The organism is Sporomusa malonica, assembly GCF_900176355.1.
GTDB classification, from domain to species: Bacteria; Bacillota; Negativicutes; order Sporomusales; family Sporomusaceae; genus Sporomusa; species Sporomusa malonica.
Map to the genome: position 1 here is coordinate 68,493 of NZ_FWXI01000019.1, position 18,449 is coordinate 86,941.

The window sequence follows — 18,449 nt, forward strand, 5'->3', positions numbered from 1 at the left end:
TTACCCCATTTGTTTATGTAACAACAGAATTCCTTTTCTGATTTCGTCTGCCTCCAAATGTCCGTAGCCTAGCAGCAGTTTATCCAAATGCATGCCCTTGTGGATCGAGTGATATTCTACTGGAGTGATATAAATGCCACATTCTTTACAGTGCTGTGCAAATGTTTGATCAAAGGTCATGCCAGGAAACTGCAGTACAATATGTAATCCGGCAGCATCTCCCAAGGCAGACCACGTTTTTCCAAATACCTCCTCGAACATCTGAAGCAGGGTTTGCCGCCTTTGGCCATATAGCTTTCGCATCTTCTGTACATGGCGGTCAAGCTTTCGGGTGCGCAAGTATTCGGCAAGGGCAGCTTGCTCAAAAGGAGGATTCTGAACATCTGTATGGGTGCGCAGGTGACGCCACCGGGTTTGTAGTTGGCGAGGCAGCACTACATAGCCGATTCGGATTGCAGGAAATAGAATTTTACTGAAAGTACCAACATAGATAACCCGGCCTGGGTCCATTGAACAGAGAGGTGCCACCGGTGTACCTTTATAGCGGAACTCGCTGTCATAATCATCTTCTATCAAATAAAGGTCATTATCCCGCGCAAATTGGATCAATTCAGCACGGCGACCTGCTGGGAGAATTCCTCCGAGTGGAAATTGATGTGACGGGGTCACATAGGCTGCGCAAGCGTTGCTGCCATCTAGGTACTGGGTCTGAATCCCGTGGTTATCCACTGGTATGGGTCGAATTTTGAAGCCCTTTCCTTGTAATACATGCAGCATGCCGATATGGCAGGGGTCTTCAACCAGAATCTCCCGTCCCTCTTCAAATAACAGCTCAGCAAGCAAGTGCAGCGCTTGTGTGGCTCCGGCCGTAATGAAAATATCCTGTGGATGAACTACAAGCCCGCGGCTCCTGAATAGCCATGCTGCAAGTTCTTCACGTAGATCTGGGAGCCCTTCAGGACCAGTGTAGCCCCATTGTTTTGCTGGGAAACTCTCTGTAGCCGTACGCAGTAACTGCAGCCATAGGTGCCTGGGGAAGCGCTGCAGATCAGGCTGACCTGTCCGGAAATCTGCTAAATATTCATAGGCAGGCTGTACCGAGCTGCTCAAATCTTCCCTGACTGGTGCTGGCTTTTCTAGACGCAGACCCTCAGCAACCCGGGTTTGCGATCCTTGGCGAGTTACAAGATAGCCCTCGGCAGACAGCATCTCATAGGCTTCGTAGACGGTATTGCGCGATACAGATAACTGTTTTGCCATCACGCGTGTGGCAGGCAAAGCTTCACCGGGTTTTAGCTGCCCGGTAGTCATTTGATCGCGCATGACTTGATAAATCTGGCGTGCCAGCGAAACTTCATTTTTCCGCTGCAATTCTATTCCCCACATAAATCCTCCAATTGGCTCTATGAAAATAATGTCAAACTGGTTCTGCTGCAGAACCAGTTTATTTGCTACCATTATATCATAGCTGTTAATTATTGTAATTACCATAAGGTGTGGGAGGGCGAAGGGTGGAACGTTTTATAGGTGTACTTTCTTTGCTGGGAGGCTTTACGTTAGCAGGAACCTCTGTGATAGCCGGACGTTTGGTTTCCGAAATACTAGGTACGTTTACCATAGCGGCAGTCAGTCTGTTTTTTGCTCTGCTGGGTTTGCTGCCGCTTTGCGCCCGAATGCTGGGCGAAACCATTCGGCAGATGTCAATGCGTGATTGGTTGAGTTTGCTGGTTCAAGCCTTGTTCGGTATCTTTCTATTCCGGATGTTTCTGCTGCAGGGGCTGATACGCACTAGTGCCGGAGAGGCCGGTGTACTCACTGGCGCAACACCAGCTGCTACCATGTTGCTGGCCTGGCTTTTTCTAAAGGAACCGTTGGATATACTGCGCTTCCTTGGTGTAGTCAGCACAGTTGCCGGCATATTAGTTCTTCAAGGGGTGTTTTCGACTGACATTGGATTCTCAAGGGAACACCTCATCGGAAATTTGCTCGTGCTCTGTGCAGCGGTGTCTGAGTCATTGTTCAATGTATTTTCACGTATCAGTAGTATAAAAGCAGCTTTAAATCAATCACAGGCACTGGATCCTATTGTACAGACTACACTGGTAGTAGGGATTGCGTTACTTCTTTGCTTCGGTCCTGCGCTGGTCGAGCGTCCGGTAGAATCACTGATGTCCCTTGGTATAGCAGGTTGGTTGGCGTTAGTCTGGTATGGTGTGTTCGTCACTGCCTTGGCCTTCATTCTCTGGTACGCTGGTATTAAGCGCTGCGACGCTTCAATGGCTGCAGCCTTTTCCGGCATGATGCCATTTACGGCTTTGATCTTGTCGGTATTGCTGTTAGGTGAGCAACCTGGATGGCAGCAATGGCTTGGGGGATTAATGGTTATGAGTGGAATGTTGCTAACTGGTCTAAAACTACGCATGAGCCGTACTCAAGCAGAAAATAATTACTGATATTCTTGATGGTCTTAGGTGGCAGAAATCATGATGTAATAATATATTAACAATAGAGGGAGGTGACTATAATGACAAGTTTTAACGGATTAGAAATCATCGGTTGGTTTGCGTGCGTACTGTTCGGGCTTAATCTTGTGGCAATGGCATTATTTGTTCTGTTCGCCAAACTGCCAAACGGAAAATTTCGCGAGATGATTCGCGGTATTATATTTCAACTCGACAAGTTTGCCGACAAGCTGGAGAACAGTCAAAAGCGGGCAGTCGCAATGGCTCAGATTAGCGGAATATTGGGTTGGCGTGGAATTTTTATTCCAACTATACTCATTGGCTGGGTAATTGACACAGAGGCAGCGGCAATTAAAGAGAGCCAGAAGGTGACAGGTACACCGGATTTACCCAATGATCAAGAATTCGATGATCGCGTTAAAAATAACATGAGACAAGTTACATTAGCGGAAATAAAACAAATGGCCTTTGCGGCTAAAACTGCACTACAGCAGTCAGCACAAAGGTACGAATGGCCTATTAAGGTCTATTTGCATTGGTCAGCTGGGCATTATGACCAATTTTTTACCGATTATCATTTTAACATAGGGGCAGATGGTTCAGTGTTTGTAAGTACTAACGACCTGAGTGAGAAAAAGTCCCACACGTATTTCCGCAACAGCGGTGCGATTGGCGTTGCCGCAGCCTGCGCTTATAATGCTGTCTCTTGTAATGATTTAGGACCAGAGCCCCCAACTGCATTACAGATCGAAGCTATGGCTCAAGTTGTTGCTGTGCTAAGCAAATCTTTAGATATTCCGATAGATATTCAGCATTTTATGACACATGCAGAGGCCGCTGATAATATGGATGGTTGTGATCCTGGTTATGAAGCAAATGGATATCCGGAGGGCAGATATGGCCCGCAAAACAGTGTAGAGCGTTGGGACTTGTGGGTAGTTAAAGCAGGAGAAAAACCTGGCTCTGGTGGTGACATGCTGCGCGGTAAAGGAGTCTGGTATCAACAAAACGGTGTCGGATGACAGGTTTCCTCTATTGGAACGAAAAAAACATCCTGGCCAGAAGGCCGGGATGTTTCCGTATTACTACCCGATCGGCATACTATTTGTCAGCGAGAGATTGCTCATGGGTATATTGATTATTTGGTCTAACAAGTCAGAGGCCTGCTGCTTGGTAATTCCTTTGACTAATACCACTTCGCTGATTAAGATCTGCAGAGCATCTTCCATCATATTTTTTTCGGTGATTCCTAGCTTCTTCTTGTTATTGCTGCGGACTAAGTCGCGAATCACTTCGGCTCCTTCGTATATATCACCGCTTTTTATTTTGGATAAGTTTCTTTGGATTCTTTGGTTATCCCTGGTTGTCAGCTCTGTCTCGCCATCAAAGAAAGTAGTGAGAACATTGTCAAGTTTATCTGGGTCTACAATGGGGCGTATCTTCAATCGGTCTGTCTTGCTAGTTGGGAACTGGACTAGCATTTTTCTGTGAAGTATATTAACGGTGTAATATAGCACGGTTTCCCCAAGGATTTCTTTTTCTTCAATTGCTTGAATCGTGCAGCCGCCCTGGGTTGGATAAAAAATCTTATCACCTACTTGAAACATGAACTCACCCCTTATCTCTTATACAGTATTTCTAATTATACAACAAAATATTATAAATATCAAAATAAATATTTTATCATACCGGATATTTGGTGTCAACAATATTTTGCAGCTTCCCGAAAAAATAAATTGATTATAGCCGGAAGGAGCTTAAATAGCGTTAGCTAGGAGAAACTATTAGCGGAGGTGATAGAATGCCCACACCAAAAACAGGGCCAGATAAGTTTGGGATAGAGCATGAAATTAGAAATGATAAAGGCAACAAACAGTTAACAGACGAGGAGGTGCGCGAGAAGGCAAAACACTTTACCAACAAGAGTGGTGCTAGACAATAGTAATCGGTAATGCAAGAAAGCTTAGTCTTTTTTCATTACAATGGCTTTGCCATCAATGACCAAAGTACCTTCCTGATTGGTGACTGTGGTCCTTAAGACCAATCGGTTTTTGGCTTCGATTTTTTCGATAACTTCTACTGTAGTTGTTACGGTATCACCGATTTTTACCGGAGCTTTGAAGGCTAGTTCCTGGGCAAGGTAAATGGTATTAGCGCCAGGCAGTGCTGTGCCAAGCAAAGCTGAGATGAAGGTGGCCGATAACATTCCGTGGGCGATACGCTCTTTGAACATTGTGGTTTTGGCAAACTCGGCATTGATATGTATTGGGTTAAAGTCGCCGCTAAGACCAGCAAAGGTATATACGTCATACTCGGACACTGTTTTGGCCGTACTGGCCTTGTCGCCAACCTTGATGTCGGCAAATTTTACATCTTGTACCATAAAAAACACCCCTTGTTATAGAATATTGACCACTTTGTTATAAAATATTTTAATGCAAGGAGTGTGCCAAAAATCGATAGTTTTTTCAAGGTAAAACAGATAGGCAGATTCGCGATCAGGCACAGGTTTTATCCCAAGGTTAAGAATGATATATAAAAACACGACAAAAGCCCGCTTGAAACGATAAGTTTTAAGCGGGCTTTTCAAATTTCAAATATAGTTGCCCAAAAACCGGCAGCGGATGCCCAAAAACTGGCAGCGGATGCCCAAAAACCGGCGGCAGCCCAAGTGTTTTTTCAACAAGTGCACTATAAAGTGCTGAATTTTTGGCGGAATAACGGCTTGAAAAACATTTAAGTGGCTAGAAGGCGTGGATTGGCACAGGTTTAGGAGTTGGAACGGAATTTGCATTACAACTATATTGAACTGGTGCAAGTATGTATGAGAGAGGAGAAATGGAAATGGACGGACCGGCTCAAGGTAAAAAATATGAAGTTGTTGAGGGACAATTTAAATTAACGAAGTATGTTATAAATTAAGCTGGAGGTAATTCATTATGGGAAAAATCGGTTGCGAATTTGGAACACACCGGGTGCTGGAACCACAGGGCGTTTTAGCCCAGCCAGCCTGGAAACTTGACAATACTATGGAGATGTATAATAACGAGTTATTAATTGAAGTCGATACCCTGAATATTGATGCTGCCAGTTTTACGCAAATTAAGAAAGAGGCTCAGGGCAATCCCGAGGCAATGGGCAAAATCATGATGGGCATTGTGGAAAAGCGAGGTAAGCACCATAACCCGGTTACTGGATCTGGCGGTATGCTTATGGGGACTGTCAGTAAAATCGGTCCGGCCTGGGCGGGAAAAACGCCGGTAAAAGTTGGCGATAGAATTGCTACACTAGTATCCTTGTCGCTTACTCCGCTGAAAATTAATAAAATCAAGAAAATCCATTTAGAAAAAGAACAAGTGGAAGTAGATGCCCAGGCAATTCTGTTCAGTAGCGGTATTTATGCCGTACTGCCGGCAGATATGTCGCCCTCGCTGGCTTTAGCTATTTTGGATGTGGCAGGAGCTCCGGCACAAACGGCTCAATTGGTACGGCCGGGGCAAAATGTACTGGTCATTGGCGGTGGCGGCAAATCCGGTATGCTTTGTCTTTATGAGGCGAAAAAAAGAGCCGGTGTTACCGGTAAAGTCATTGGTTTAGGATCAAGTAAAGGCAGTTGTGACAGAATGCGTCAAATGGGACACGCCGATATCGTCATCCAAGTAGATGCAACTGCTCCCCTGGCAGTTATGAAAGCCGTGTCAGAAGTTACGAATGGGGAATTGGTCGATGTTGTGATTAACTGCGTGAATATTCCTGGTACGGAAATGGGTTCAGTCATGGCGACGAAAGATAAAGGTACAGTCTATTTCTTTAGTATGGCTACCAGCTTTACCGGCGCCGCTCTTGGGGCTGAGGGAATAGGAAAAGATGTAACCATGCTGATTGGCAATGGCTATTGCCGGGACCATGCGGTGATTGCTTTGCAAACTGTTCGAGAGAATCCCGTTCTTTTGCAAACATTCCAGGAGCTTTACGCTTAACCATGTTTGTCTGGCATGAGATTTTCGGCGTACCCCCCGCTGTTATAACTATTGTGGGTATGGCTAAAAATGTTGGCAAGACAGTAACTCTCAACTATATACAAAAAATGTTTCATAATGAAGGCTGGGTATTGGGGCTGACTTCCATCGGGCGGGATGGCGAGACGTTTGACGCTTTGACAAATATAGCGAAGCCATTGATTTCGGTGCAGCCGGGAATCATTCTGGCTACTGCTGAAAAAGTGATTACAGAGCCTGCGGGGTGGGAGTACTTGCAGGACACCGACTTCAAGACACCCCTTGGCAAAGTAATTATTCTCCGGGCGAAATCATTGAACAAAGTGGTTCTGGCCGGACCAAGCAAGAACCGGGAGATCCAAGAATTGCTCCAGTCTTTAGCCGCATGGGGCGCCCAGTGTATTCTTATTGATGGCGCATTCGACCGCCAGAGTTCAGCTGATCCTTTGGTCAGCAACCAGGTAATACTGGCAACCGGGGCTACAGTAAGCCGTGATTTGACAGAGTTAATTCATGCGACACAAAGCAGGGTTGAGCAATTGACATTACCGGCATGTAGTCAGTTTTACCGGGAGTTGTCGAACAAATCTCAGGCTAAAGTTCTCATTGTGAATGCGGGAGTTCCTCGCGAAATGTCTCTTACTACGTCACTCTTGCGCCCGGTAGAGTGGAGCGAGTTGTTTGGCTTGGATTGTGATGCGGTGATCGTCAAAGGGGCGGTGGGGGACGGATTGGCCCAGGCTTTATTGCGGCAGCTCCGGCCACCAAAAATAATTGTTCAAGATGCCAGTAAAATTTTTGTTAATCCTAATTTATGGCGTCAGCTTAAGGATCATCACGTGCAATTTTCGGCGGTGCAGACTATCTGTTTATTAGGTGTGACGATAAACCCAACCTATCCAGGAGGAAAAGGGTTTGACGCTGAAGAAATATTACAGAAAATGGGAAAAGTATTATCGCCCATGCCAGTACTTGATATAATGCGTGAGGCAAAGTTTAAATAATGGGAGCCGCCGCGATAAGGGGAGAAGAGTTTTGCTAAACCGGTTAGATAGCAGTGATTATTGTCTTGATTTGGTATTAAATCAGGTGGATCAAGGGGTACATATTATAGATTGTAAAGGAATCACAATCTTCTATAACCAGACAGCAGCGGAGGTTGAAGGATTACAGCCTGCAGATGTTATTGGGAAACATGTTCTCCAGGCATATCCTTCATTAACACTGGAAACAAGCAGTTTGATGGAGGTTTTGGCCAGTGGCAAGCCTATATTAAATCAGCAACAGACAATTGTAAGCAGAACCGGGAGAATTATCACAATTCATTACTCAACACTCCCCCTATATCGTGATGGCAAGTTGGTTGGCGCTTGTGACCTGTCACGGGACATTACAAAAATTAAACAGCTTTCGGAAAAGGTAATGGATTTGCAGGGAGAATTGTTGGGGGCAAAAGGCGTCAATAGGGAAACGGTAAAGACAAAGGATGTCAAGTTTGCAAAATACACTTTTAATGATATTGTAGGCAGTCATGATTTGGTAGTTAAACTGAAGGTATTGGGGCAGCGGGTAGCGTCACATTCTTCCCCTATTTTTGTGATTGGCGAAACCGGTGTCGGGAAAGAACTGGTAGTACAGTCTATTCATAATGCATCTACCCGTAAGAATGGACCGTTTATAGCACAAAATTGCGCAGCTTTTCCGGCAACATTATTGGAAAGCATACTTTTTGGGACGGTAAAAGGAAGTTTTACTGGCGCGGAAAATCGGCCAGGGTTGTTTGAACTGGCCGATGGAGGAACGCTGTTTTTGGACGAAATCAATTCAATGCCGATGGAGTTGCAGAGTAAATTACTCCGGGTATTACAGGATGGAAGTTTGCGCCGCATTGGTGATAATGATTTAAAAAAAGTAGACACCCGGATTATTGCCTGTACTAATGTCAATCCCGAGGAGGCTGTACATAATAAGGAACTGCGGATTGACTTGTACTACAGGTTAAATGTTGTTTCTTTGGTGGTGCCTCCTTTGCGGGAACGCAAAAGTGATATACCCGCTCTGATCGATCACTTCATTGCGCTGTATAACTCTAAGCTAGGCTGTCAGGTTAAAGGTGTCAGCAAGGAAGTCCGGTCAATTTTTCTGGATTATACCTGGCCTGGAAATGTAAGGGAGATGCAGCATGCTATCGAGCATGCTATGAATGTCGTTTCTGGGCCGCTAATTGCGGTGGAGCATCTGCCTGAACATTTGTGTCAATATGCTGGGGCAGCCGACAATGACACCGTTGGTTTCGACTTGGAGAAGAAAAGTTTGACGGCAATAGTCAGACAGGTAGAAAAAAGTACAATTATCCAGGCTTTGGCAAGGTACGGGGGAAACATATCCGAGGCGGCGCGGCATTTAGGTATTCCCCGTCAGACTATACAATATAAACTAAAGATTCATGGACTGCTTGCCAGTACCAGAAATAGTGGTTATTAGATTTTCTACGGAAAATGAGCGGCGAGGCTAACAAATAGACTAAACTTAATGGGGGGAGACTGGAGTGGCAAAGCTTAATTTGGATGAGCACAAGATTGCCCGGGGGCGGGAGTTAGCCGGGCAGATTGCGGAACAGGTACAAACATATATTAATGCTCATTCTACCGTGACGGTTGAAAGGGCTGTTTTAAGACTGTTAGGTATTGATGGCGTTGACCAGGCCGAGGTGCCGCTCGTAAATGGAGTGGTGGAACGGCTGCACAAGGCGGGGGTTTTGGGAAAAGGCGCCATGTATTGGGTAGTCAATGCAATGCTTTATCTGCAGCAATCACCGCAACAGATTGCCGAGGCCGTTATTGGCGGACAGATTATTTTAGAGCAATTGCCAGAGAAACCAGCTGAGGAAATAGCAAAATTGGCGGATAGCCTGGCTGAAGCGGCGTTAAGCAAAATTCATAGCCGCCGTAGGGAGCGGGAGAATTTGATTTCCCGCCTGGGTAAGGGATTGGAACCTATGGTATATGTTATTGTGGCTACGGGAAATGTTTACGAAGATGCGGTTCAGGCTCAGGCTGCAGCAAGACAGGGTGCCGATATTATTGCGGTAATTCGTACTACCGGACAAAGCCTATTGGATTATGTCCCCTATGGACCCACTACTACTGGTTTTGGCGGTACTTACGCCACCCAGGAAAATTTCCGGATTATTCGGCAGGCACTGGATGAAGTTGGTCAGGAAGTAAACCGGTATATCTATTTGACTAATTATTGTTCTGGGCTATGCATGCCAGAAATTGCGGTTATGGGTGCATTAGAGCGGCTGGATGTTATGCTGAATGACTCCATGTATGGCATCATTTTTCGGGATATCAACATGAAACGTACTTTTGTTGACCAGTTTTTTTCCCGTTTGCTCAACGGCTTCGCTGGGATCATTATTAATACCGGTGAGGATAATTATTTAACAACGGCAGACGCCATTGAGGCCGCGCATACTGTATTGGCCTCTGACTTGATTAATGAACAGTTTGCCTTCCGGTGCGGCATGGTTTCTGAACAGCTTGGTCTTGGGCATGCCTTTGAGGTTGACCCCGAGACACCCAATGGTTTTCTCTATGAACTGTCTCAGGCTCAATTAATCAGGGAAGTATTTCCCGATAGTCCTATCAAGTATATGCCGCCGACTAAGTATATGACTGGTAATATTTTCAAGGGTCATGTACAGGATGCGCTATTTAATGTTTGTTCTATCATGACAGGGCAGGGGATTCAGCTGCTGGGAATGTTAACGGAGGCTATACATACGCCTCACATTCAAGATCGTTTCCTCAGTATTCAATCGGCAAAATATATTTTTAACACCATGCGCGATTTATCGGATGAAATTTATTATCGGTCCGATGGTTTTATTGAGCAGCGAGCCAGAGAAGTTTTGGACAATACCGTGGGCTTATTGGAACAGATAGCAGATATCGGCCTAATGCAGGCGCTGTCCAATGGGTATTTTGCGGACATTGCCCGTACTCCGGAAGGCGGCAAAGGGTTGGAAGGAGTATTTGACAGGGAACCCGGGTATTTGAATCCTTTTATTGGACTAATGCTCCAAGGAGGAAGAGAAAATGACTGATTTAACAAATGTCAGACCTTACGGCGATACCTTGGATGACGGTATGATCCAGATGTCCTTTACGCTGCCGGCGCCTCTAAACAGTACCACCAAAGAAGCTGCCCGGCAATTGGTTGCGAAGATGGGGCTGGCAGAGCCGGCGGTTGCCCATGCCGAGGCGATCGGTGATAACTTCAGTTTTTTTGTTGTTTATGCCAAGTGCCAGCAGGGAGTGGATATTACTCAGATTGTAGCGCCCGAAGTAGCGCTTCAGGTGATGGCTAAGAAAGAAATTGATGATTTTATCAAGAATAACGTAAAACGGAAACTGAATATACTGGGCGCCTGTATTGAAAGTGATGCTCATACCGTTGGTATTGATGCGATTATGAACATGAAGGGCTTTAACGGGCATAAAGGCTTGGAAAGCTATCATGAAATCAATGCTGTCAATATGGGGGCTCAGGTTGTTTGTGAGGAAGTTATTCGCAAGGCTCATGACATAGAGGCTGATGCTATCTTAATATCTCAGGTTGTAACCCAGAAAAACATTCATATTACCAATCTTACTAAACTGGCAGATATGCTGGAAGCCGAAGGGCTGAGGGATAAACTAACTTTGGTTGTGGGGGGACCGCGGATTACCCACGAACTGGCAAAGGAATTGGGGTATGACGCTGGGTTTGGCCCCAATACTTATGCGGAACATGTCGCCTCTTTTCTTGTACAGGAATGGAAAGGCAAGAATATCATGCCGATATGAAAAGGGAGTGACAAATGATGGAAGAAGTATTGATCCGGCTAAGGATGAGTGAACATGACGCCCATTATGCCGGAGGATTGGTTAACGGGTCGCGTATGCTGGATTTATTCGGTGATGTGGCAACTGAATTGTTAATCCGCAGCGATGGCGATGAAGGGCTGTTTGTGGCCTATGATAATGTGGTATTTAAAGCGCCTGTATATGCGGGCGATTTCATTGAAGCGCGTGGCAGAATTGTGAAAATAGGTAATACTTCACGCCGTATGGAATTTGTGGCAACCAAAGTAATTGCTTTGGAACCAAATGCCGGGCATGATTCGGCGGCAACGGTGTTGCTGGAACCGATAGTGGTTTGTATTGCCAGCGGAACTTGTATGGTTCCCAAGGAAAAGCAAAGAGGTGAAAAGATTGGATAAGCTGATTATAACAGTTGCGCCGGTTGGGGCCGAAACAACCCGGCAGGATAATCCTAATCTTCCGCTCACGCCTGAGGAAATTGCTGAAGAGGTATTTCGCTGCGAAGAAAAGGGCGCTTCTATTGTTCATCTACATGTAAGGGATGCTGAGGGAGAGGCCACTCAGTCCAAAGCTATATTTCAAGAAACAATCCAGTTGATACAGAAGCACAGCAAAATAATTATTCAGACGTCGACTTCGACCGGTGGGCCATCTTGTATGACGCCTGACAAGCGCCTCCAACCGGTGCTATTGAACCCGGAGATGGCGACATTAACTACCGGGACGGTGAATTTTGGGGAGGGAATATATGCCAACCCGCTGCCCGTAGTGGCCGAGTTTGCAAAAATGATGGTGGAGCGGGGTGTCAAGCCGGAAATAGAGGTATTTGAGGTCGGAATGATTCAAAACGCTCTATCCCTGGTTAAACAGAAGATTTTACAGTTGCCGCTTCACTTTGATTTTGTTATGGGTGTACCGGGCGGGATTGGGGGCGAACCCAGGCATTTAGTGCATATGGTAGATTCCTTGCCGCCAGGATGTACCTGGACTGTGGCGGGAATTGGCCGCAGTGAGCTGCCTTTGGCAACCATGGCGATTGTTATGGGCGGACATGTTCGTGTTGGCTTTGAAGATAACGTATATTATACAAAGGGCGTTCTGGCTAACAGCAACGCACAATTGGTGGAGCGGGTAGCGAGAATCGCGAGCGAGCTGGGGCGTCCAGTCGCGACACCTGACGAAGCACGGGCAATTCTAGGATTGAACCGGTAGACTTTTTGGTGTGATGTAATCCGGCAGTGAGTACTGCCGGATTTTTTTTGCATGCGCCCAGTATGGGCGCTTACTAGTCGTTCAATATTCCGAGAGGCTATGATCTCAATTAGAATCAGGGTATCGCCTGATTTTTGGCAGCTGGCTGAAAATTGGGCGATGCCCTGATGGTAGGTATATTAGTAGTTTATAGCATAAGACTGTATTTCTCATGCCGAAATTTAGTCAAGAACGAGGGATACTGATTTGCGGATGTAGGAAAATGGCCTGTTTATAGGGATAATCACTTGGCACGGTATTTGCAACTATTTATATATAGATATAGAGGAGTGTAAGAGAGGCGATGCATGTGGTGCCAGACTAGGTAAAATTATCTGAATTTATAAAAAACAATGAAATCCAGACTTCGGAAATTTACCGGCTAAATAGTAAAAAAAGGGGTGAATTAAGTGAGTGGCAATCTAAAAATTGAGAAAAGCCTAAGTATCAGTAGTGGGGATACCGGAATTGTGGAAACAGGGGAATTAAAACGGAGTTTAAAAGCCCGTCACATGAATATGATTGCGATTGGCGGCGCTATCGGTACCGGTTTATTTGTGGCCAGTGGTGCCTCCATCAGTACCGCCGGTCCAGGCGGAGCTTTAATTGCTTATGGGGCAATCGGGATAATGGTTTATTTTCTGATGACGAGTTTGGGGGAAATGGCGACATATTTACCGCTTTCCGGTTCTTTCGGGACTTATGCCGCAAGGTTTGTTGATCCGGCCTTAGGGTTTGCCATCGGGTGGAACTATTGGTTGAACTGGGCTACCTGCCTAGCGGCGGAGTTAGTGGCAGGTGCAATTATTATGAAGTTTTGGTTCCCTGAAATTCCCGGGTATTATTGGAGCGGGTTGTTTCTGGTACTTTTAACTGTTCTTAATTTGCTGTCAACAAGGGCTTATGGGGAAAGTGAATTTTGGTTTGCTGGAATCAAGGTTATTACCGTAGTGATATTTTTATTTACAGGAGCCATGATTGTTTTGGGCGTGGGCGGCAATGCACCCGGATTTGATAACTGGCATACCGGAGATGCGCCTTTTGTTGGTGGTTTTGGTGCAATATTGAGTATATTTATGATTGCCGGCTTTTCTTTCCAAGGTACGGAACTGGTTGGGATTGCTGCTGGTGAGAGCGAGAATCCGGAAAAGAATATTCCGAAAGCAATCAATACCGTATTTTGGCGCATTATGATATTTTACATAGGTGCGTTAGTCATTATTGGGTTTATTCTTCCTTATACCGACGAAAATTTACTCAAAAGTGATGTGGAAAATGTCGCAGTCAGTCCGTTCACTCTTATCTTTAGCCGGGCTGGCCTTAGTATAGCCGCATCACTGATGAATGCAGTCATTCTCACGTCGGTACTGTCTTGCGCCAATTCAGGGCTGTATGCCTCGGCACGTATGCTTTATGCCATGGCGAAAGATGGCAAAGCGCCGCAAGTATTTGGAAAACTCAATCAGCGCGGTGTTCCGGTCAATGCGTTGTATATAACAGTTGCTTTTGGTTTGCTGGCGTTTCTTGCATCACTGATTGGCGATGGTAAGGCTTATATTTGGTTGTTGAATATTACTGGCATGATCGGATTTATCGTTTGGCTGGGAATTGCTATCAGTCACTACCGGTTCCGGCGGGCTTTCATAAAACAAGGACGTGATCTAAATGAGCTCAAATACAGAGCAAAATGGTTCCCTTTTGGACCGCTGTTCGCTCTTGCGCTTTGTTTTATAGTAATTGTCGGGCAAAATTACAACGCGTTTTTGGGCGAGTCAATTGACTGGTATGGCGTAGCCGTGTCCTATATTGGTATTCCAATATTTGTGGCAGCTTACTTAGGGTATAAGTACTCCCGAAAAACCAAGCTGATTCCTTTGGACCAAGTGGATTTGAGCCGCCATACGGGGTGATGAGTGATGTTGCTGCAGACGTCAGTTTTGTGAATCAACCATATAATTTGATTTAGGGAGAAGGTAAAAGAAAATGAGAAACTATCGTGATATTCCCCTATGGGCCAGTGTGACAGAGGAAGATTGGCAGGACTGGCAGTGGCAGGTAGCCAACCGTATTACTTCCCCGGAGGAGCTTAAACAGGTTATTCCGCTGACGGCGGAAGAAGAAGAGGGAATCCATAATTGCTTGCAAAGCCTAAGAATGGCGATCACTCCTTATTATGCCACTCTGATTGATCCGGAAAATTTGTGTTGCCCTATTCGAAAGCAGGCTGTGCCGACGGCAGCTGAGTTGGATTTTAGCCATTTTGATATGGCGGACCCTTTACATGAGGATAAGGACTCACCTGTGCTTGGCTTAACTCATCGCTACCCCGACCGGGTGTTGCTGCTGGTTACGGACCAATGCTCCATGTATTGCCGGCATTGTACCAGACGGCGTTTGGCCGGAGCCTGTGACCAGGCTCGCACAAAACAGCAAATTGACCGCTGCATTCAATATATCAGCGAAAACCCGGTAGTTCGGGATGTAGTGTTGTCTGGCGGCGATGCTTTTTTACTCAGTGACGATCTGATTGAGTATGTGTTAAAAGAGTTGCGTCAAATTAAACATGTGGAGATTATTCGTTTTGGCACACGTACACCGGTCGTGCTGCCGCAGCGGGTCACTCCGTCGCTTTGCGAAATTTTAAAACGCTATCATCCGGTTTATGTAAATGTTCACTTCAACCATCCAGACGAGATCACGCCGGCATCTAGGGAAGCCTGCGCCCGCCTGGCTGACGCGGGCATACCCCTGGGGAATCAGGCCGTGCTGCTAAAAGGAGTTAACGATTGCCCGGAATTAATTAAGAAATTGATGCAGGAATTGTTGGTCATCAGGGTAAGACCGTATTATCTGTATCAATGCGATATGTCAAAAGGCATACAACACTTCAGGACGCCAATCAGTTCGGGAATTCAGGCGATTGAATATATGAGGGGGCACACCTCGGGTTTGGCGGTGCCCACTTATGTGGTGGATGCTCCGGGAGGTGGCGGCAAAATTCCGGTTATGCCACAATATCTGGTCTCGCAAAATTCCGGCAAAATTATCCTGAGAAACTATGAAGGCGTATTTACGACCTATACGGAACCACGGCATGTTGTTGATCCGGAAATGCCCTGTGAAGTATGCGGCAGCTATCACCGTGACATCAAAATCGGGCTGACGGCACTGTTAAGTGGTGAAACCTGCTCACTGGAACCGCCAGTACGACTGGAAACAGAGGAACGGCAGGACACCGGAAAACTGGTCTTGCAGGTGGCCAAGTAATGAGAGCCATCATGTAAAATTGGCGCAGGGGGAATGTTGCTATGGCGAAAATATGTACCGCGGCTGAGGCGGTAAAGGATATTGGCAGTGGAATGTCGGTCATGATTGGCGGTTTTCTTGGTGTGGGCACACCGGACAGTCTGGTGGGAGCATTGATGAATCAAGACACCCAAAACTTAACCGTTATTGCCAATGATACCGCTTTTGTCGGTATTGGTGTAGGTAGGTTGCAAGACAGCAAACAAATGGCTAAATTGTATGCATCTTATATTGGCGGACACCCTGAAACTGGCAGGAGTATGGAAAATGGGGAACTAGAAGTGGTTCTAACTCCCCAGGGCACTCTTGCCGAACAAATCAGGGCTGGGGGCGCCGGTCTAGGCGGATTTCTAACTCCTGCCGGTGTGGGGACCGTGGTGGCTCAAGGTAAACAAGAAATAGTAATCGGGAAAAAGACGTATCTGTTAGAAATGCCGTTGAAAGCTGATTTTGCATTAATAAAAGCATATAAAGCCGATACCAGTGGCAACTTAATCTACCGTTTATCGGCTCGGAATTTTAACCCCCTAATGGCGATGGCAGCTAAAGTCGTGATTGTTGAAGCGGAAGAAATAGTACCGGTAGGCTCGTTTGAGCCTGATCAAGTCATAACCCCTGGAATATTTATTGATTTTCTGGTTGAAGGGGGTAAGTAGTATGGTCAAGGTGGATAAACGTATTCGCATTGCGATGCGGGTCGCCCAGGAATTACGTGATGGCGATGTGGTAAACCTGGGAATTGGTATGCCAACTATGGTAGCAAATTATTTACCTAACGGAGTGGCGGTCGTATTGCAGTCGGAAAACGGCTTTTTAGGTATTGGGCCGGAACCCGATTCAGACGCTGTTGACCGGGATCTAGTAAATGCCGGTGGTAACCCGGTAACCATCGAGGCTAACGGCTGTTGCTTTGACAGCGCCATGTCTTTTGCTATTATTCGCGGAGGACATGTGGATACCACTGTGCTTGGTGCTTTGGAAGTTGACGAAAAGGGTAATTTGGCAAATTGGATGGTACCTGGTAAAAGGGTGAACGGCATGGGCGGAGCTATGGACCTGGTGGTTGGTGCCAATAAGGTAATTATTGCTATGGAGCATCTAAATAAAGACGGATCAGCCAAGATTGTCAAAGAGTGTGCATTGCCGTTTACTGCTAAAGGCGAAGTGGATTTAATCGTTACAGAAATGGCGGTTATCGCAGTAGCCCCCGATGGGTTGCAGCTGTTAGAAATTGCTGCAGACACTACCCTGCCAGCAGTACTGGCTGCTACGGCAGCAAAATTGACCCTTCCCAAGGGGACTATTCCAACGTTTTAAATCCAGTGTCAATCAGGCTATGTGACTGCTGATAGGTATTCAAGAATAGGGGGATAAAATTAATGAGAGAGGTAGTTATTGTTGCCGCAGCGCGGACGGCAATTGGCAATTTCAATGGTTCATTATCCGCTTTTTCCGCAGTCGAATTGGGGAGCGCGGTCATAAAAGCAGTTGTCGAGCGGGCGGGGATTCAGCTGGAAAATATCGAACAAGTTATTTTTGGCAACGTGTTGCAGGCTGGATTGGGTCAAAACCCAGCCCGGCAGGCAGCGATAAAAGCCGGTATTTCAGTGGAAGCGCCTTCCTTTACTGTTAATAAAGTCTGTGGCTCCGGTTTGGCGGCAGTGAATCTGGCGGCTCAGGCTATCATGTGCGGCGACGCTGACATTATTCTTGCCGGCGGTATGGAGAGTATGACCCACGCGCCATATCTGCTGGACAGTAAAGCGCGTAGCGGGTACCGGATGGGGCATGCCAAAGTAACCGATGTTATGATTCAAGACGGCTTATGGTGCGCCTTTAATGATTATCATATGGGAATTACGGCAGAGAATGTTGCAAAAAAATACGGTATAACGCGGGAAGCGCAGGATCAAATGGCTGCTGACTCACAAGAAAAAGCACTCCAGGCAATTGCCGCCGGGGCGTTCCGGCAGGAAATCGTCCCCTTAACAATTAAGGGTAAAAAAGAGGATACGGTTTATGATACTGATGAATACCCCAAGGTAGGTACGACTCCGGAGCGTTTGGCGAAATTGCGTCCGGCATTTAAAGAGGACGGCACCGTTACCGCCGGTAATGCATCGGGGCTTAATGATGGAGCAGCAGCTTTGGTAGTCATGGCTGCTGATAAAGCCCGTGCCATGGGAGTTCGACCGCTGGCTAGGATTCGTTCCTTCGCTGCAGCGGGAGTAGATCCTAGTATAATGGGTTTAGGGCCGGTGCCTGCCTGCCGTAAATCCTTGGCGAAAGCTGGTATGACGGTAAAAGACCTTGGCCTCATCGAAGCCAACGAGGCTTTTGCAGCTCAGTTTTTGGCGGTAGGTAAGGAACTTGGTTTTAGCAAGGAAAACGTAAATATAAATGGCGGCGCGATTGCCCTGGGACATCCAATCGGCGCCAGCGGCGCCCGTATTTTGGTAACGCTGCTGCATGCAATGGCAAATAATAAAATAAAAACCGGTCTTGCCACCTTGTGTGTGGGTGGTGGGCAGGGTATAGCCACTATTGTTGAACAAGTATAG

General features: G+C 46.3%; 18 protein-coding genes. 15 read left to right on the forward strand and 3 right to left on the reverse strand.

Going from position 1 to position 18,449, the window contains the following annotated elements; translation table 11 throughout:
* Nucleotides 1–1,491 carry a MocR-like pyridoxine biosynthesis transcription factor PdxR gene (gene pdxR / locus B9A22_RS18615; RefSeq protein WP_245824052.1) on the reverse strand — a complete coding sequence of 497 codons (1,491 nt, stop codon included), beginning with the start codon at nt 1,489–1,491 and terminating at the stop codon, nt 1–3.
* Nucleotides 1,492–1,511: 20 nt separating this feature from the next.
* Here pdxR and B9A22_RS18620 point away from each other — a divergent pair, with 20 nt between their 5' ends.
* Both B9A22_RS18620 and B9A22_RS18625 read left to right on the forward strand, forming a co-directional pair.
* Nucleotides 1,512–2,453, forward strand: a complete 942-nt coding sequence (locus tag B9A22_RS18620) for a DMT family transporter (RefSeq protein WP_084577441.1) — start codon at nt 1,512–1,514, stop codon at nt 2,451–2,453.
* A 71-nt stretch (nt 2,454–2,524) separates the two neighbouring features.
* A complete protein-coding gene (locus B9A22_RS18625; RefSeq protein WP_084577442.1) occupies nt 2,525–3,484 on the forward strand; it encodes a peptidoglycan recognition protein family protein in 960 nt (319 codons plus the stop codon).
* A 63-nt stretch (nt 3,485–3,547) separates the two neighbouring features.
* Here the strand turns inward: B9A22_RS18625 and B9A22_RS18630 are convergent, their stop codons facing one another.
* Nucleotides 3,548–4,069 carry a CarD family transcriptional regulator gene (locus B9A22_RS18630; protein ID WP_084577443.1) on the reverse strand — a complete coding sequence of 174 codons (522 nt, stop codon included), beginning with the start codon at nt 4,067–4,069 and terminating at the stop codon, nt 3,548–3,550.
* 194 nt (nt 4,070–4,263) lie between these two features.
* On the opposite strand from B9A22_RS18630, the gene B9A22_RS25575 reads away from it, so the two are divergent.
* Nucleotides 4,264–4,404, forward strand: a complete 141-nt coding sequence (locus B9A22_RS25575) for a hypothetical protein (RefSeq protein WP_176215593.1) — start codon at nt 4,264–4,266, stop codon at nt 4,402–4,404.
* A 21-nt stretch (nt 4,405–4,425) separates the two neighbouring features.
* On the opposite strand, the gene B9A22_RS18635 is transcribed toward B9A22_RS25575, so the two are convergent.
* Nucleotides 4,426–4,845, reverse strand: coding sequence for a MaoC family dehydratase (locus B9A22_RS18635; protein WP_084577444.1), 420 nt, complete (start codon nt 4,843–4,845; stop codon nt 4,426–4,428).
* A 556-nt stretch (nt 4,846–5,401) separates the two neighbouring features.
* On the opposite strand from B9A22_RS18635, the gene kdd reads away from it, so the two are divergent.
* The 12 genes from kdd to B9A22_RS18695 all read left to right on the forward strand — a co-directional run bounded on the left by kdd (nt 5,402) and on the right by B9A22_RS18695 (nt 18,449).
* Entirely contained in the window at nt 5,402–6,442 is a 1,041-nt protein-coding gene (gene kdd / locus B9A22_RS18640; RefSeq protein ID WP_084577445.1) for an L-erythro-3,5-diaminohexanoate dehydrogenase, read from the forward strand.
* Nucleotides 6,443–6,444: 2 nt separating this feature from the next.
* Nucleotides 6,445–7,464: a lysine 5,6-aminomutase reactivase subunit KamB gene (kamB, locus tag B9A22_RS18645; RefSeq protein WP_084577446.1), complete on the forward strand. Its 1,020-nt coding sequence runs from the start codon at nt 6,445–6,447 to the stop codon at nt 7,462–7,464.
* Between the two features lie 31 nt (nt 7,465–7,495).
* The gene (locus B9A22_RS18650) at nt 7,496–8,944 is read left to right on the forward strand and encodes a sigma-54 interaction domain-containing protein (protein ID WP_084577447.1); all 1,449 of its coding nucleotides are present in this window, start codon (nt 7,496–7,498) and stop codon (nt 8,942–8,944) included.
* A 64-nt stretch (nt 8,945–9,008) separates the two neighbouring features.
* Nucleotides 9,009–10,571 carry a lysine 5,6-aminomutase subunit alpha gene (kamD, locus tag B9A22_RS18655; RefSeq protein WP_084577448.1) on the forward strand — a complete coding sequence of 521 codons (1,563 nt, stop codon included), beginning with the start codon at nt 9,009–9,011 and terminating at the stop codon, nt 10,569–10,571.
* On the forward strand, nt 10,564–11,313 hold the full coding sequence (kamE, locus tag B9A22_RS18660) for a lysine 5,6-aminomutase subunit beta (protein ID WP_084577449.1): 750 nt from the start codon (nt 10,564–10,566) through the stop codon (nt 11,311–11,313). The genes kamD and kamE overlap by 8 nt, the downstream gene beginning before the upstream one ends.
* Before the next feature lie 14 nt (nt 11,314–11,327).
* A complete protein-coding gene (gene kal, locus B9A22_RS18665; protein WP_245824053.1) occupies nt 11,328–11,729 on the forward strand; it encodes a 3-aminobutyryl-CoA ammonia lyase in 402 nt (133 codons plus the stop codon).
* The gene (kce, locus tag B9A22_RS18670; RefSeq protein ID WP_084577451.1) at nt 11,722–12,543 is read left to right on the forward strand and encodes a 3-keto-5-aminohexanoate cleavage enzyme; all 822 of its coding nucleotides are present in this window, start codon (nt 11,722–11,724) and stop codon (nt 12,541–12,543) included. Before kal ends, kce begins: the two co-directional genes overlap by 8 nt.
* A gap of 449 nt (nt 12,544–12,992) precedes the next feature.
* Nucleotides 12,993–14,492 (forward strand): amino acid permease, encoded by a 1,500-nt coding sequence (locus B9A22_RS18675; protein WP_084577452.1) that lies wholly within the window; start codon nt 12,993–12,995, stop codon nt 14,490–14,492.
* 73 nt (nt 14,493–14,565) lie between these two features.
* The gene (gene kamA / locus B9A22_RS18680) at nt 14,566–15,849 is read left to right on the forward strand and encodes a lysine 2,3-aminomutase (protein WP_084577453.1); all 1,284 of its coding nucleotides are present in this window, start codon (nt 14,566–14,568) and stop codon (nt 15,847–15,849) included.
* 41 nt (nt 15,850–15,890) lie between these two features.
* The gene (locus B9A22_RS18685; RefSeq protein WP_084577454.1) at nt 15,891–16,544 is read left to right on the forward strand and encodes a CoA transferase subunit A; all 654 of its coding nucleotides are present in this window, start codon (nt 15,891–15,893) and stop codon (nt 16,542–16,544) included.
* Between the two features lies 1 nt (nt 16,545).
* A complete protein-coding gene (locus B9A22_RS18690) occupies nt 16,546–17,205 on the forward strand; it encodes a 3-oxoacid CoA-transferase subunit B (protein ID WP_084577455.1) in 660 nt (219 codons plus the stop codon).
* Nucleotides 17,206–17,267: 62 nt separating this feature from the next.
* On the forward strand, nt 17,268–18,449 hold the full coding sequence (locus tag B9A22_RS18695) for an acetyl-CoA C-acetyltransferase (protein WP_084577456.1): 1,182 nt from the start codon (nt 17,268–17,270) through the stop codon (nt 18,447–18,449).